This window comes from Pseudomonas cichorii, from assembly GCF_018343775.1.
GTDB classification, from domain to species: Bacteria; Pseudomonadota; Gammaproteobacteria; order Pseudomonadales; family Pseudomonadaceae; genus Aquipseudomonas; species Aquipseudomonas cichorii.
Genome location: NZ_CP074349.1, coordinates 3,617,729 through 3,633,131, shown reverse-complemented (window position 1 = coordinate 3,633,131; position 15,403 = coordinate 3,617,729). Strand labels below are relative to the sequence as shown.

The window sequence follows — 15,403 nt, the reverse complement described above, 5'->3', positions numbered from 1 at the left end:
CAGGGAGAAGAGCTTGAACGAATCCAAAATCCAGAAGAACGAGTCGATTCTGTTGCGCATTCTGTGGATGCTGCTATTCGTCATCGCCTGGCAGGTCGCGGAGATTGTCCTGGCAGGTGTCGTGCTGGTGCAGTTGGTCTATCGCCTGATTTATGGCGCACCCAGTGGCAGCCTGATGAACTTCGGTGACAGCCTGAGCCAGTTTCTGGCGCAGATCGGCCGTTTCGGGACCTTTCACAGCGACCAGAAGCCCTGGCCATTCGCCGACTGGCCGACGCCGCGTGCTCCGGATGGCGAGGCTGCGCATCGTGTCGATCCTGCACCGCATCCGGTGCGTGATGAAGAGCCAAAACTGTGAAGGTCTGGGTACTGCGCCATGGAGAGGCGCAATCCCGGGCGCGCAGCGATGCTGAGCGTGAGCTGACCGCCCATGGCCGCGAAGAGGTGCTAAAGAGCGCTGCGCATCTGCAAGGCAAGCCGCTGCAACGAATCGTGGCCAGCCCTTACGTGCGGGCGCAACAGACTGCCGAGCTGGTTCGTCATGCGCTAGGGTTCAGTGAGCCGATTGTGACCGTGCCCTGGCTGACACCCGACAGCGATCCCCGTCAGGTCCTGAGTCACCTTGATCTTCAGGCTGACGATGACGTCCTGTTGGTCAGTCATCAGCCTCTGGTTGGCGCCTTGATCGGTTTGCTGGCGCACGGCAGCTATCAACATGCCCAACCCATGAGCACCGCCAGCCTTGCCGAGCTGGAAGGCGAATTTGCAACGGCTGGCGGCATGACACTGTTGAGTGTCCGCCACGTTTGAATTACGGCTGTGTGGTTCTTACCGCCGTCGCAAGCACGCTTCCTCCCACGGAGTTGCAGGAGGGAGCGTGCTTGCGGCGGGGCAAAGACGGTACCTACAGCATGATTGAGTGCATCTATAAAAAGGATCAGGCATGACCATATGGCGTGAAACCCCCAATCTCGAAAGCCTCAATGCAGGCCAGAAGAACACCATTGGCGAAGTACTGGATATTCGCCTCGACTCGTTTACCGAAGATTCCCTGACCGGCAGCATGGTGGTCGATCAGCGTACCCATCAGCCTTTCGGCCTGCTGCATGGCGGGGCGTCGGTGGTGCTGGCGGAATCCCTTGGGTCCATGGCCAGTTTTCTGGTGGTCGACAGCAGCAAGTTCTTTTGCGTGGGGCAGGAGGTCAACGCCAACCACCTGCGTGGCGTGCGAAGTGGCCGTGTAACGGGCGTAGTACGTCCTGTTCATCTCGGTCGCACGACCCATGTCTGGGATATCCGCATCAGCAACGAGGAGGGCAAGCTGTGCTGCATCTCCCGCCTGACCGTCGCGGTCGTTCCCCATGGACAGGAACCGCCTGCACGTTGAATGCCGACACTCCGGCCAATTTTATGGCCGGAGTGTCACCTTCGATGGCACTTCCAATCGTTGCCGTAGCCCTGGCGGGGTGCGCACAATCGCCACAGATTCGGCCATCGAGTGCGTCGGCATGTCGCAACATATCTTCTTTGCTCACGCCAACGGTTTTCCGTCGGCGACCTACGGCAAGTTGTTCTCCGCGCTGGCACCGGAGTACTCGGTTGCCCATCTGGAACAGCATGCCCACGACCCTCGTTTCCCGGTCGATGACAACTGGCTGAATCTGGTGGATGAACTGATCCACCATTTGCGCGAACAACCGGCGCCAGTCTGGGGTGTCGGGCATTCACTGGGTGGTGTGCTGCACTTTCATGCGGCATTGCGCTGCCCGGAGTTGTATCGAGGTGTGGTGATGCTCGATTCGCCGGTCCTGAGCCTGGTGGATCAATGGATGATTCGCGCCGCCAAGCGTTTCGGTTTCATCGATCGCATCACGCCCGCAGGCCGTACCCTGGGGCGTCGCGAAGCGTTCAGCAATGCTGAAGCAGCCCGTGATTATTTCGCCAGCAAGACGCTGTTCCGCCGTTTCGATCCGGACTGTTTCGATGCCTATCTGCAGCATGGCCTGCAAGCCGATGGCGAACAGTTGCGTCTACGTTTCGATGCGGCCACGGAAATCAGCATCTATCGCAGTATTCCGCACACCAGCCCCAAGCCGTCACGACAACTCAGCGTGCCACTGGCCATGGTGCGCGGCAAGCACAGCCGGGTGGTATTGCCTCATCATGGTTATCAGGCCAGGCGTCTGCGGGACGGTGAATACCTGTCGATGCCAGGTGGGCACATGTTTCCCCTGGAGCGGCCCACCGAAACAGCGCAGATGCTCAAGTCATTGTTTACCCGTTGGGACGCCCGACGCATTGAGGTCACTGGCCCATGAGCCATGCAGTAGAAGAAGTTCGCCTGAGTCTGGGGCATATCGAACTGGCCGCTCATCTGTTCGGACCTGAAGACGGGCAGCCGGTGATCGCCTTGCACGGCTGGCTCGATAACGCCAACAGCTTTGCCCGGCTCGCACCGCGGCTTGAAGGCCTGCGCATCGTGGCGCTGGACCTGGCAGGCCATGGTCACTCCGATCATCGTCCGGCAGGGGCGAGCTACAATCTGGCTGATTATGTAGTTGATGTGCTGCAGGTGGCTGAGCAGTTGGGCTGGCAGCGCTTTTCCCTGCTGGGGCATTCGTTGGGGGCAATCATTTCGGTGATTCTGGCGGCTTCGATGCCTGAACGAGTGCAGCGTCTGGCCCTGATCGACGGGTTGCTGCCGCTGACCGGCGAAGCCGATGAGGCAGTGAATCGCATGCGCATGGCCATCGAGGCGCAACTGGCCTTGCCCGGCAAGCAAAAGCCGGTGTATCCGGATCAGGACCGCGCAGTAGAGGTGCGTATGAAAGGCATGGTGGCCGTCAGTCGTGAAGCGGCGCAATTGCTGGCCCAGCGTGGACTGATGCCGGTGCCCGGCGGTTACACCTGGCGCAGCGACAGTCGCCTGACCTTGCCCTCGGCCATGCGCTTCAGTCACCAGAAGGCCATGAACTTTGTCGCTGGAATCAAGTGTCCGACACAATTGGTAATGGCTGAAGACGGAATGCTGGCCCGAAATCGGGAACTGTTGTCAGGGCTGCCATTTCAGGTCAAGAGCTTGCCTGGCGGGCATCATCTGCACTTGAATGACGAAGAGGGCGCAGGCTCTGTTGCAGACTGTTTCAATCGCTTCTTCGCTGCGCCTTGACTTGCATCAGGCAACTGTCGACGCTGCAAGGATCGAAACAGGAGTCAGTCATGATGGACCAACCTATTGCCTTGTATATTCGCCTCAGTGGCGACGTTGTCCATTCCATTTCATCCTTTGCAAGTTGATGAGAGCATCCATGCGTTTATCCTGTGCTCCATTTGTCATGCTGGGAGCTTCACTGTTCAGCGCTCTGGTGTCTGCCGCGGATGTGCCGGACAGCCACGATCTGAGCATCGTGCCGCGTCTGGCTGACGCGGAAATAGTCGATTACCGGCCTGCTGCCGAGCTGGAACGTGTCTACCCGATGGGGTCGATCCGCAAGATCAGCGGCCAGTTGCGTTTTGACGGTCAGGTCAACACCCGTGGCAGCCTTACCTCGGTTACCTACCAGTTACCTGTCGAACACACGTCCGATGAAGCCTTCACGGCTGCCCGTGAAGCCTTGCAGCAGAAGGGCGCCGAGTTGTTGTTCTGGTGTCAGGCCCGCGATTGCGGCGAAAGCAGCCTGTGGGCCAATGATGTTTTTGGCAACTCCAAGCTTTATGGTGCCGATGACAGGCAAGCCTATCTGCTGCTGAGACTGGCCGAGCCTGATAGCGAAACCCTGGTGGCCCTGTATGGCATCACTCGCGGCAATCGCCGCGCTTACCTGCATGTCGAGCAATTCACGGCTGCCGCACCTCTGGGCGAATTGCTGCCGACGTCCGCTACCTTGCTGCGCCAGCTCAGAAGCACCGGCAGGCTGGATCTGCCACGGCTTGGTGGCGAGCCCGAGGAGCGCTGGGTCACTTTACTGTCTCGTGGCCTGAATCTGGACAGCACCTTGCGTGCCACGGTTTCGGGCGTCCATGCCGATGCATGGCGCGAAGCACTGGTTGCCAAGGGCGTGCGCACGGCACGATTGGAGACGGGCAGTGTCGATAAGGCAGGGCTTGTGATCGAAGTGATCCGCTAGTCTCTCTGTACAAGCCGTTCGCTTTCTCGTTTTCATAGGTGTCCTCCATGTTCAATAACGACCGCCTGCTGGTGCAGATCCTGTTGTTGGTGCTATTGGGTGCCTGTCTCTGGGTAATGGCCCCGTTCTGGTCTGCACTGGTCTGGGGTGCTGTGCTGGCGTTTGCCAGCTGGCCGCTGATGCGTTTGCTGACTCACTGGTTCAAGGGCCGCGAATCGCTGGCCGCTCTGGTGATGAGTCTGTGCTGGCTGCTACTGGTGGCCGCGCCGCTGGTGTGGCTGGGGTTCAACCTCGCCGATCATGTGCGGGATGCAACGGCGTTCATCAAGGATGTTCAGGTCGACGGGCTGCCCGATCCTCCGGTTTGGCTGGCGGGGATTCCGTTGGTGGGCGAGCGGCTGGTCGGTATGTGGAACACCATCGATCAGCAAGGTGCGGCATTGATTACTGCTGCCAGGCCTTATCTGGGGGAAGTCGGCAACTGGCTGCTGGCCCGCAGCGCACAGATTGGAGGCGGCATTCTCGAGCTGAGCCTGAGCATCGTGTTCGCGTTTTTCTTCTATCGTGACGGTCCGAGGCTGGCGGCCTTCGTGCTCAGCCTGCTGGAGCGTCTGATCGGTGACCGGGCTCCGTATTATCTGGATCTGGTTGCCGCTACCGTACAGCGAGTGGTCAATGGCGTGATCGGCACCGCCGCAGCCCAGGCCATCCTGGCCCTGATCGGTTTCCTGATCGCGGGTATTCCCGGTGCGCTGGTGCTGGGGATCCTGACCTTCCTGTTCAGCCTGATTCCCATGGGGCCGCCACTGGTGTGGATCCCGGCCACTGCCTGGCTGGTCTGGCAGGGTGAATACGGCATGGCGGTATTTCTCGGCCTGTGGGGCACCTTCATCATCAGTGGCGTGGACAACGTGCTCAAGCCGTACCTGATCAGCCGTGGCGGCAACCTGCCGTTGGTGATCGTGCTGCTGGGAGTATTTGGTGGTTTGCTGGCGTTCGGTTTTATCGGCCTGTTTATCGGGCCGACGCTACTGGCGGTTGCCTACAGCCTGTTGACCGACTGGGTCGCCGGTGAGCGAATTATCAAGAATCACCGCTAAAAGATGCCGCCGCATGACGCCTGTCAGCGGCGGTTTCCCGGTCAGGCTGCGGTGTCGAGGTATTTGCCGACAGGCTTGCTGCCTTCGGTGTCATAACGCTCACCCAATGCAGCGATCATCTTGCTCAAGGCCTGGGCAGTCACCTGGCTGGCGCTGGTCTGCTCGCTGTCGATGCTGCTGACATTGGCATTCTGTGCTGGCGGCGTGCCGGCAGGTGGTTGCTGAGGTTGCAGGCTGGCGGCCAGTTCTTCAAGACTGACAGTGCCGTCCTCATTGGTGTCCAGTGCATCGAACACTTTAGTGCTGTCGGCCGTGCTGCCCGCATTGGTAAGGCCGGTGGTCAACTCGTCGCTGTTGATCGAACCGTCGCCGTCAGTGTCCAGCGAGCTGAGCAGGTCTTCTGCCAGGTCCGTGGCGGGTGGAGGCGGCGGTGGAGTCAGCGCTGCCAGTTCATCGGCATCCAGGCTGTCATCATCGTTACTGTCCAGGCTGCTGAACGCTTCGCTCAGGCTGACGGTAATCCCGTCTTTCTTGTCGGAGGAAAGCGCCGAGCTCAGTTCGTCCTTGTTGATGCTGCCATCACCGTCGGTATCGAGCTTTGCCAGCAACTCTTCCTGAAATTTCTTGCTGTTGGTGCCTGAAGTCAAACTGGTCGAGCTGGTGTAGCTCGAATAACTGCTGCTGATGCCACTGATCATTGGACTGACTCCCTGAGGTTTATAGAGCCGATGGCGGTGCACCGGCTTATGAAGCCTCGGGGTGGCAGTTGTCGTGGGGATGTGGGATTTGTATCGGGCGGGATACGCGGTCGTCAGACTCGCGGCAGATCAAGCACTACTGTCAGGCCGCCGCCCGGCGTCTGGGTCAGATACAACTCGCCGCCCATGCGCAAGGCAGCTTCCCGGGCGATGGTCATGCCCATGCCGACACCACCGGAGTTGCGATTGCGCGAGCCTTCCAGTCGATAGAAGGGCTCGAAAACCGTCTCGTGAAACTCGGGGGCGATACCCGGCCCATGATCGATGACCGAGATCTTCACGCGACCGGGCTGATCCTCGATATCGATGTGCACACTGCCTGCATAGCGCAGGGCATTGTCGATGAGGTTGTGCAGGCAGGAGCGCAGCGCCATGGGCTGGATTCTGAGTGGCTTGCACTGGCCCTGGTACTGCACGTCGTCGCCATTGTCCTGAGCGTTCTCGGCCAGTGATTCGATCAGTGCCTGCAGGTCCAGCTGTTGCAGTTCTTCGCTCTTGCGATGCTCATTGAGGTAACTCAGGGTCGCGTCGAGCATGTTGATCATGTCATCCAGATCCTGGGTCATCTGGCCGTGCAGCTTGAGGTCATCGATCTTTTCGACGCGCAGCTTCAGGCGTGCCAGCGGTGTGCGCAGGTCGTGGGAGACAGCTGCCAGCATGCGTCCGCGTTGCTGCATCTGCTCGCGGATTTTCTGCTGCATCAGATTGAAGGCATGTGCTGCATTGCGCGCCTCCAGGGGGCCTGTGAGCTCCAGAGGCGGGCTGTCGAGGTTTTCGCTCAGGCGCTCGGCCGCTTCGCTCATGCGCTGCACGGGACGGCTCAGGGCCTTGGCCCCGAACCAGGCGGCGATCACCAGGGTGATTAACTGAAAGCCCATGACCGTCAGCGGGCCACGCCAGAATGAGGGTCTGCGGCGCTCACGATCCTGAGGCGAGTCATTGGCCTGCAGCTGCGCCGAGGGCGCTACTTCCCGCGGAGGAGGCGGTGGCCCGTATTGGGTGAACCAGATAAATGCCAGTACATGCCCTAGCAGGATCGCAATCAGCGCGCCGCCAAAAAGTCGTGCGAAAAGTGTATCGGCTGATCTTATCAAGCGAGTTCCCTGGCATCGAAGAGGTAGCCTTCGCCGCGCACCGTCTTGATCAACTGGGGATTCTTGGGGTCGTCACCCAGTTTCTGGCGCAGACGCGAGACCAGCAGATCGATGCTTCGGTCGAAGGCTTCGATGGAGCGGCCACGGGCGGCATCGAGCAGTTGCTCGCGGCTGAGCACGCGATGCGGGCGTTCCAGAAATACCCGCAGCAGGCGGAACTCGGCGTTGGAGAGCGGCACCACCAGGCCATCGGCAGCAATCAGCTGGCGCAGGACGCTATTGAGTCGCCAGGCATCGAAGCGAACGGTGGTGCGCTGTTCGCTGCGCTCGTCACGTACACGGCGCAAGACCGTCTGGATGCGGGCTACCAGTTCGCGAGGTTCAAAGGGCTTGGCCATGTAGTCGTCGGCACCCAGCTCAAGGCCGATGATACGGTCGGTGGGTTCGCAGCGGGCGGTGAGCATCAGGATCGGAATATCCGAAGTGCTGCGCAGCCAGCGGCACAGCGAAAGACCGTCTTCGCCGGGCAGCATCAGGTCCAGCACCACGACATCGAAGGTTTCCTCGGTCAGGGCCTGACGCATCTGCGTACCATCGGTGACGCCTCTGGACTGGATATTGAAACGGGACAGGTAATCGCAGAGCAGTTCACGAATGGCCACGTCGTCATCGACAATCAATGCACGGGTGTTCCAGCGCTGTTCGGATGAAGATTGATCGGTGTTGCTGTCTGGGATGGGTTGCATAGTGCGACTGCTGCCTTGTGATGCCGCCATCACTGGCCGCTGTTGAGGATCAACGCTCCCGTCATGCTACTTCGCCACGGGGCGCGGCGAAAGGGTGTCGCGGCAGAATGTCGTGGGCATGTCGTGAATGTATTCAAGTTGGTACAAATCCTCAAAACCCGTCTCGCGAATAAATTCGCTCCTACTCCAGACGGGGCACGGGTCATTCTTTACGCCGTCTTTACGCCCCTCGTTACCTGTCGCTCTCGTTCCTTTACGCCCCTCCTGAGGACAATTGCTCCCAAGCGGCAACCGCCGTAGCGACGGAGAATCTTGATGAGCGTTCTGGATGGGGTGTCACTGCTGTTGGCAGTCGGGCTGTTCATTTACTTGCTGGTTGCGCTGCTACGCGCAGGCCGGAACTAGGAGCTGCCATGCACAGTTATGACTATCTGCTGATTCTGGCTTTTCTGGTACTGGTCGTGTTGCCCGCGCCTTTGCTGGGGCGTTTCTACTATCGGGTCGTTGAAGGCGAGCGCACCTGGCTCAGCCCGGTGCTGAGGCCGGTAGAGAATATCTGCTATCGACTGTCAGGCATCGACCCCAAGGTCGAACAGAACTGGAAAGCCTACTTGTGGGCTTTGCTGGCGTTCAACCTGGCCGGCTTCGTGCTGCTGTTCGCCATGTTGCTGGGGCAGGGCGCCTTGCCGCTCAACCCGCAGCAGTTGCCGGGTCTGGAGTGGTCGCTGGCGTTCAACACCGCGATGAGTTTCGTCACCAATACCAACTGGCAGAGCTACAGCGGTGAAGCTTCGCTGAGTTACCTGAGCCAGATGGTCGGCCTGACCGTGCAGAACTTTGTCAGCGCCGCCACCGGTATTGCTGTGCTGCTGGCGTTCTGTCGCGGCATCAGCCGTCGCTCGACCGAAAATCTCGGCAACTTCTGGACCGACATGACCCGCGTCACTCTGTACGGTCTGTTGCCGCTGTGCATCGTGCTGGCCTTGTTGCTGGTCTGGCAGGGAGTGCCACAAAGTTTTGCCCACTACATCGATGCCGTCACCCTGCAAGGCGCTGACCAAAGCCTGCCCATGGGGCCTGCCGCCAGCCAGATCGCGATCAAGCAACTGGGTACCAACGGTGGTGGCTTCTTTGGCGTGAACTCGGCGCATCCGTTCGAGAACCCGACTGCCTTGAGCAACCTGCTGCAACTGGTGTCGATCCTGCTGATTCCGGCTGCACTTGTGTTCACCTTCGGCCATTACGTCAAGGACATGCGCCAGAGCCGCGCAATCATGGCCTGCATGCTGATCATGCTGCTGATCGGCGGTGCTGTTTCGCTGTGGGCCGAGTATCAGCCCAACCCGGCGCTGAATATTGCAGGTGTCGAGCAGACCGCGCCGCTGGAAGGCAAGGAAAGCCGTTTTGGCACCACCGCTACCGTGCTCTGGGCGACAGCGACCACTGCCGCGTCGAACGGCTCGGTCAACGCCATGCATGACAGCCTCAACCCGCTGACCGGCATGGTCGCGCTGGTCAACATGATGGTCGGTGAGGTGATCTTCGGCGGCGTCGGTGTCGGCCTCAACGGCATGTTGCTCAACGTGTTGATCGCCGTCTTCTTGGCCGGCCTGATGATTGGCCGCACCCCGGAATACCTTGGCAAGAAGCTGCAAGCGACAGAAATCCGCCTGCTGGTCGCGACCCTGTTGGTCATGCCTGTCGGCGTGCTGGTGCTCGGTGCCGTGGCTGCCAGTCTGCCAGGGCCGCTGGCCTCGGTGAGCAACCCCGGCCCCCATGGCTTCAGCCAGTTGCTGTACGCCTACACCTCGGCCACGGCCAACAACGGCTCGGCGTTCGGTGGCTTCAGTGCCAATACCGTTTTCCACAACCTGATGCTCAGCGTGGCGATGTTCCTGGGACGTTTCGGCTACATCGTGCCGGTTCTGGCACTGGCGGGCAGCCTGGCGATGAAAAAGGCCGCGCCACAGGGTATCAACAGCTTCCCGACCCATGGCCCGCTGTTCGTGACTTTGCTGACTGTGACCATTTTGCTGGTCGGTGGCCTGACCTTCCTGCCAACCCTGGCACTTGGGCCGATTGCCGAACATTTGAGCCTGGGCTTCTGAGGAGCCGATGATGAATATGCAGATTCCTGTGACAAAGCCGTCTGAAGCGCCAGCAGTGGCCGATCCGGCAAAAACCAGTTTCTCGTCGCTTTGGCGCGGTGCGCTGGTGCAAGCCTTCGTCAAGCTCGACCCTCGTCAACTGGCCCGCTCGCCGGTGATGCTGGTGGTGGAACTGACCGCCATCCTGACCACGGTTCTATGCCTGATTCCCGACCCGGCTGTACCGATCGGCGTTGCGTTGCAGATCGCCCTGTGGCTGTGGTTCACCGTGTTGTTTGCCAACTTTGCCGAAGCCTTGGCCGAAGGGCGCGGCAAGGCGCGAGCCGACAGTCTAAAGGCGGGCAGTGAAGGGCTCAAGGCGCGGCGTCGCGATGAGTCTGGCGCGTTCAGCATGGTCAATGCCAGCGCCTTGCGCAAAGGCGACGTGGTGCGCGTCGAGGCCGGGGAAATGATCCCCGGTGACGGCGAAGTCATCGAAGGTATTGCAGCGGTCAACGAAGCGGCGATTACCGGTGAATCGGCGCCGGTCATCCGTGAGTCTGGCGGCGACCGTTCGGCGGTGACCGGCAACACCCGGCTGGTGTCCGACTGGCTGCTGATACAGATCAGCACCAACCCCGGCGAATCGACCCTGGACCGCATGATTGCCCTGGTCGAAGGTGCAAAACGTCAGAAAACGCCCAACGAAGTGGCGCTGGATATCCTGCTGATCGGCCTGACCCTGATCTTCCTGCTGGTGGTCGTGACCTTGCAGCCGTTCGCCCACTTTGCCGGTGGCAGCCTGCCGCTGGTGTTTCTGGTAGCGCTGCTGGTGACTCTGATTCCTACCACCATCGGCGGCTTATTGTCGGCCATCGGTATCGCGGGCATGGACCGGCTGGTGCGCCTCAATGTCATCGCCAAGTCCGGCCGTGCCGTGGAGGCTGCCGGTGATGTGCACGTGCTGCTGCTGGACAAGACCGGCACCATCACCTTTGGTAACCGTCGTTGCAGCGCGCTGTATTCCGCGACGGGTGTCACGGCCAAAGAGATGAGCGACGGCGCCTTGCTGGCGTCCCTGGCTGATGACACGGCTGAAGGTAAATCCATCGTCGAATACCTGCGTAACCTGCACCCGATCAGCGAGCCAAAACCTTCGCAACTGACGGCTGTGCCTTTCAGCGCAGAAACCCGTTTGTCCGGCGTGGATTATCAAGGTCACCAGTACCGCAAGGGTGCCGTGGATTCATTGCTGGCCTTTGTGGATCTGCAACGTCGCGACCTGCCTGAGGCTCTGGCCCGGGAAATCGACAAGATCGCCAAGACTGGCGGTACGCCATTGCTGGTGTGTGTCGACAAGAAACTGCTGGGCGCCATCCACCTCAAGGACGTGGTCAAGCCTGGCATCCGCGAGCGTTTTGCCGAACTGCGCAAACTGGGCATTCGCACCGTGATGGTCACGGGCGACAACCCGCTGACCGCTGCGGCGATTGCCGCCGAAGCCGGTGTGGACGATGTGCTGGCTGAAGCGACGCCGGAGAAGAAGCTGGAGCGTATTCGCGCCGAGCAGAACGAAGGGCGGCTGGTTGCCATGTGTGGCGACGGTGCCAACGATGCGCCTGCACTGGCTCAGGCGGACGTCGGCATGGCGATGAACGACGGCACCCAGGCGGCGCGGGAAGCAGCGAACATGGTCGATCTGGACAGCGATCCGACCAAGTTGCTGGATGTGGTGCAGATCGGCAAGGAACTGCTGGTGACCCGCGGGGCGCTGACAACCTTTTCCATCGCCAACGATATCGCCAAATACTTCGCGATCCTGCCGGCCCTGTTCGCTGCGATCTACCCGCAACTGGGCGTGCTGAACATCATGCAACTGGCCAGCCCGCAAAGCGCGATTGTCTCGGCCATCGTCTTCAACGCCTTGATTATCGTGCTGCTGATCCCGCTGGCCCTGCGCGGCGTACGAGTCCAGGCCGCCAGCGCGGCTCATCTGCTGCGCCGCAACCTGCTGATCTATGGGGTGGGCGGCATCATCGTGCCGTTCGTGGGGATCAAGCTGATCGACATGCTGCTGGTTGGATTGGGGCTGGTGTAAAACCGGACCCAATGTGTAGGAGCGAATTCATTCGCGAAAGACAGAGGCTCTATGGAATACCGCTTTCGCGAACAAGTTCGCTCCTGCATGAAGTGTTGCAACTCTCTATGAGGAACTGATGATGTCCACTGTATTGCGTCCGGCCTTGAGCCTGATTGTGTTGATGACTGTGCTGACCGGTGTGGCTTATCCATTGGCGGTGACCGGTGTGGCTCAGGTGGCTTTCCCCGAGCAGGCCAATGGCAGTCTGGTTTACGACGCCAGCGGCAAAGTGCAAGGCTCGGAGCTGATTGCCCAGGCCTTCAGCGGCGATGAATGGTTCCAGTCGCGTCCCTCAGCCGGCGCCTTCGCCACGGTTTCCAGCAGCGCGAGCAACCTGGCGCCGAGTAATCCGGCCCTGGCGACCCGTGTCACCGAAGAGGCCGCCAAACTGGCCGTTGCAGGGCAGGGCGCAGTGCCGCTGGCCTTGCTGACAACTTCAGGCAGCGGCCTGGATCCGCACCTGCCGCCGTCCTCCGTTACCTATCAGGCTGCACGGGTCGCGGCGGCGCGCAAGTTGCCGCTGGAGCAGGTTCAGGCCTTGATCGAGGCCAACACCGAGCGATCCCTGATTGGCCCGCCCGTGGTTAATGTGCTGGACTTGAATCGTGCCCTGAATCAGTTAACGTCTGCGCAACGCCAGGCACAACTTTGAGTGAGTAGTAACAACCATGAGTGATTCCGGCCGTGCCGATGCCTTGTTAGCCGATATGCCCAGAGCCGGGCGTGGGCGTTTGAAAGTGTTTCTGGGCGCTGCGCCTGGCGTCGGCAAGACCTACGCCATGCTGCAGGCTGCCCATGGCCAGTTGCGTCAGGGCGTGAAGGTGCTGGCCGGTGTGGTTGAAACCCATGGTCGCGCAGAAACCGAGGCATTGCTGGGCGGTCTGCCGCAACAGCCTCTGCTGCGCTCGCAATACCGTGGCGTGACCCTGGAAGAGATGGACCTCGATGGCCTGCTCAAACAGCGCCCGGAACTGGCGCTGGTGGACGAGCTGGCCCACAGCAATGCGCCGGGCAGTCGCCACGCGAAACGCTGGCAGGACATTCAGGAGCTGCTGGCGGCGGGCATCAATGTCTACACCACTGTCAATGTCCAGCATCTGGAAAGCCTCAACGATCAGGTGCGCGGGATTACCGGCGTGCAGGTCCGGGAAACCCTGCCCGACTGGGTGTTGCAGGAAGCCTATGAGTTGGTGCTGATTGACCTGCCGCCCCGTGAACTGCTGGAGCGCCTGCGCGACGGCAAGGTCTATGTGCCGGAACAGGCGCGGGCGGCCATCGATGCGTTCTTTACCCAGACCAACCTTACGGCCTTGCGCGAACTGGCGATGCAGACGGCTGCGGCACAGGTCGATAATGACCTCGCCCAAGGCTACCGCCAGTTGGGGCAGGACGCGCCTGCTGTGCGCGGTCGGTTGCTGGTGTGTGTGGATGGCGACATCCATGCCGAGCGTCTGGTTCGTCATGCCAGCCGTGTTGCCCAGCGTCGGCATTTGCCCTGGACGCTGGTGCATGTCGACAATGGCCGGCCTTTCGACGAACAGTCCCGCGCCCGTTTGCAGCGAGCCCAGCAACTGGCCGAACGGCTGGGAGGGGAAGTGGTGCAACTGCGTGCAGGTGAAGTGGCCAGAACCCTGATTCAGCATGCGGCCGAGCGCCGGGCCAGCGTGGTTCTGGTTGGCCAGTCGCAGCCGCGCCTGCGTCGGCGGCTGTTCGGCGGCGGGGTTGCCGAGCGTCTTTTGCGTGAGGCCCATGGCCTTGAAATCAGTGTGCTGGACAGCGAGCCATTGCCGGATCAGCCACGGGTTCGCTCGTCCCGGCCTGCGCCATGGTTCGATTATTTCCTGGCCCTGATTGCGACCGTACTGGCCAGTGCCGTGGCCTGGGCGGTGTCGAACGTACTGGATCTGCCGAATATCTCGCTGGTGTTTCTGGCGGCTGTCCTGCTGGTGGCGATACGCACCAGCGTGGGCCCGGCGCTGGCCTGTTCGGTGTTGTCGTTCCTGGCTTATGACTTTCTGTTCATGCCGCCGAGTTTTTCCCTGATCATCCAGCGCGAAGAAGACGTGCTGACCTTGCTGTTCTTTCTGCTGATGTCTGCCCTGACCGGTAATCTGGCGGCCCGCCAGCGTCGGCAACTGGAAGCCTTGCGCGATACTCAGGAACAGACCAGCGAATTGCTGGACCTGTCCCGCAAGATGACTGCCGCGACGGATCGTCAGGCCGTGCTCAGCGCCGCCGAACATCATTTGAATGGCTGGCAGGAGCTGCAAGTCTGCCTGCTGGACCGCGACGGGCAGGGCGGCTGGAAACTCAGCGACGATATTGCGCCACTGTCCGAATCGGAGCGTGCGGCGGCAGACTGGGCCTGGCAGCACGATCAGGCGGCGGGCTACGGCACCGGCACCTTGCCGTCCGGTCGTTGGTGGTGGTGGCCATTGTCCGGTGAAAACGGGCCGCTGGCCTTGCTGGGCGTGTGTCCTCGCGACGGCCAGGAATTCACTGCCCAGCGTCGCCGTCTGTTGATCGCGCTCAGCCAGCCACTGGCCCAGGCGCTGGCCCGTGCGCGGCTGGCCGAGGATCTTGAAGCAGCACGCTTGCATGGGGAAACCGAGCAGTTGCGCAGTGCCTTGCTGGCGTCGGTATCTCATGATTTGCGCACGCCCCTGACGTCCATGCGCGGCAGCATCGACAGCCTGCTGGCGCTGGGCGAGGCCATTTCTCTGGAGGACCGTCGTGAACTGCTGGAAGGCACCCGGGACGAGGCCGAGCGTCTGGATCGCTACATTCAGAACCTGCTGGACATGACCCGCCTGGGGCACGGTGCCCTTAAGCTGGCACGGGACTGGGTATCGCCCGGTGATATCGTCGGCAGCGCACTCAGCCGTTTGCGTGCCGTGATGGCGCCGTTGCAGGTCGAGGCCCAGGTATCTGCCGAACTGCCGCTGTTGTATGTGCATGCGGCGCTGATCGAGCAGGCGCTGGTCAATGTGCTGGAAAACGCGGCGCGCTTTTCGCCACTCAATGGCCGTCTGCAGATGGCGGTCACCGTCGAGAACGGCGAACTGATATTTGCTGTCAGCGATGAAGGTCCGGGGATTCCCGAGAGCGAGCGGTCGAAGATTTTCGACATGTTCTACACCGCCGCCCGAGGGGATCGTGGCGGGCAGGGCACGGGGCTGGGGCTGGCGATCTGTCAAGGCATGGTCGGTGCCCATGGCGGACGGGTCAGCGTCGGCGCGGGCATTGACGGGCAGGGCACCAGCATCACCTTGCACCTGCCACTGCAAGCCCAGCCGGAAGCAGAAACGGAATCGTTGTCTTGAGGACGCTTTACGTTAGGCTTATGGCCCA

At 61.0% G+C, this 15,403-nt stretch carries 15 protein-coding genes; 12 read left to right on the top strand and 3 right to left on the bottom strand.

Annotated features, from left to right (window positions below; translation table 11 throughout):
* The first annotated feature begins 67 nt into the window (after nucleotides 1-67).
* From KGD89_RS15180 to KGD89_RS15150, 7 genes are all read left to right on the top strand, one after another.
* A complete protein-coding gene (locus KGD89_RS15180; protein WP_232924438.1) occupies nucleotides 68-358 on the top strand; it encodes a DUF4389 domain-containing protein in 291 nt (96 codons plus the stop codon).
* Nucleotides 355-810 carry a phosphohistidine phosphatase SixA gene (sixA, locus tag KGD89_RS15175; protein WP_025260616.1) on the top strand — a complete coding sequence of 152 codons (456 nt, stop codon included), beginning with the start codon at nucleotides 355-357 and terminating at the stop codon, nucleotides 808-810. Before KGD89_RS15180 ends, sixA begins: the two co-directional genes overlap by 4 nt.
* Nucleotides 811-943: 133 nt before the next feature.
* Complete coding sequence (locus tag KGD89_RS15170; protein WP_025260615.1) at nucleotides 944-1,387, top strand: hotdog fold thioesterase; 444 nt, start codon at nucleotides 944-946, stop codon at nucleotides 1,385-1,387.
* A 121-nt stretch (nucleotides 1,388-1,508) separates the two neighbouring features.
* Nucleotides 1,509-2,318, top strand: coding sequence for an alpha/beta fold hydrolase (locus KGD89_RS15165; RefSeq protein WP_025260614.1), 810 nt, complete (start codon nucleotides 1,509-1,511; stop codon nucleotides 2,316-2,318).
* Nucleotides 2,315-3,169: an alpha/beta hydrolase gene (locus tag KGD89_RS15160; protein WP_025260613.1), complete on the top strand. Its 855-nt coding sequence runs from the start codon at nucleotides 2,315-2,317 to the stop codon at nucleotides 3,167-3,169. Before KGD89_RS15165 ends, KGD89_RS15160 begins: the two co-directional genes overlap by 4 nt.
* Nucleotides 3,170-3,308: 139 nt before the next feature.
* Nucleotides 3,309-4,127: a DUF4892 domain-containing protein gene (locus tag KGD89_RS15155; protein WP_025260612.1), complete on the top strand. Its 819-nt coding sequence runs from the start codon at nucleotides 3,309-3,311 to the stop codon at nucleotides 4,125-4,127.
* A 47-nt stretch (nucleotides 4,128-4,174) separates the two neighbouring features.
* A complete protein-coding gene (locus KGD89_RS15150; protein ID WP_025260611.1) occupies nucleotides 4,175-5,227 on the top strand; it encodes an AI-2E family transporter in 1,053 nt (350 codons plus the stop codon).
* A gap of 41 nt (nucleotides 5,228-5,268) precedes the next feature.
* Here KGD89_RS15150 and xopAW read toward each other — a convergent pair whose 3' ends face one another.
* The 3 genes from xopAW to KGD89_RS15135 form a co-directional block, all read right to left on the bottom strand.
* On the bottom strand, nucleotides 5,269-5,925 hold the full coding sequence (gene xopAW, locus KGD89_RS15145) for an EF-hand domain-containing protein (RefSeq protein WP_025260610.1): 657 nt from the start codon (nucleotides 5,923-5,925) through the stop codon (nucleotides 5,269-5,271).
* A 113-nt stretch (nucleotides 5,926-6,038) separates the two neighbouring features.
* Nucleotides 6,039-7,079, bottom strand: coding sequence for a sensor histidine kinase (locus KGD89_RS15140; RefSeq protein ID WP_025260609.1), 1,041 nt, complete (start codon nucleotides 7,077-7,079; stop codon nucleotides 6,039-6,041).
* Nucleotides 7,076-7,825 carry a response regulator gene (locus KGD89_RS15135; protein WP_025260608.1) on the bottom strand — a complete coding sequence of 250 codons (750 nt, stop codon included), beginning with the start codon at nucleotides 7,823-7,825 and terminating at the stop codon, nucleotides 7,076-7,078. Before KGD89_RS15135 ends, KGD89_RS15140 begins: the two co-directional genes overlap by 4 nt.
* Before the next feature lie 315 nt (nucleotides 7,826-8,140).
* On the opposite strand from KGD89_RS15135, the gene kdpF reads away from it, so the two are divergent.
* From kdpF to KGD89_RS15110, 5 genes are all read left to right on the top strand, one after another.
* Nucleotides 8,141-8,230 (top strand): K(+)-transporting ATPase subunit F, encoded by a 90-nt coding sequence (gene kdpF, locus KGD89_RS15130; protein ID WP_074569008.1) that lies wholly within the window; start codon nucleotides 8,141-8,143, stop codon nucleotides 8,228-8,230.
* An 8-nt stretch (nucleotides 8,231-8,238) separates the two neighbouring features.
* Nucleotides 8,239-9,933, top strand: coding sequence for a potassium-transporting ATPase subunit KdpA (gene kdpA, locus KGD89_RS15125; RefSeq protein ID WP_025260607.1), 1,695 nt, complete (start codon nucleotides 8,239-8,241; stop codon nucleotides 9,931-9,933).
* A gap of 10 nt (nucleotides 9,934-9,943) precedes the next feature.
* Nucleotides 9,944-12,010 (top strand): potassium-transporting ATPase subunit KdpB, encoded by a 2,067-nt coding sequence (kdpB, locus tag KGD89_RS15120; protein ID WP_025260606.1) that lies wholly within the window; start codon nucleotides 9,944-9,946, stop codon nucleotides 12,008-12,010.
* Between the two features lie 121 nt (nucleotides 12,011-12,131).
* Nucleotides 12,132-12,704 (top strand): potassium-transporting ATPase subunit KdpC, encoded by a 573-nt coding sequence (kdpC, locus tag KGD89_RS15115; RefSeq protein WP_025260605.1) that lies wholly within the window; start codon nucleotides 12,132-12,134, stop codon nucleotides 12,702-12,704.
* Nucleotides 12,705-12,720: 16 nt separating this feature from the next.
* Complete coding sequence (locus KGD89_RS15110) at nucleotides 12,721-15,375, top strand: sensor histidine kinase (protein ID WP_025260604.1); 2,655 nt, start codon at nucleotides 12,721-12,723, stop codon at nucleotides 15,373-15,375.
* Nucleotides 15,376-15,403: the final 28 nt, after the last annotated feature.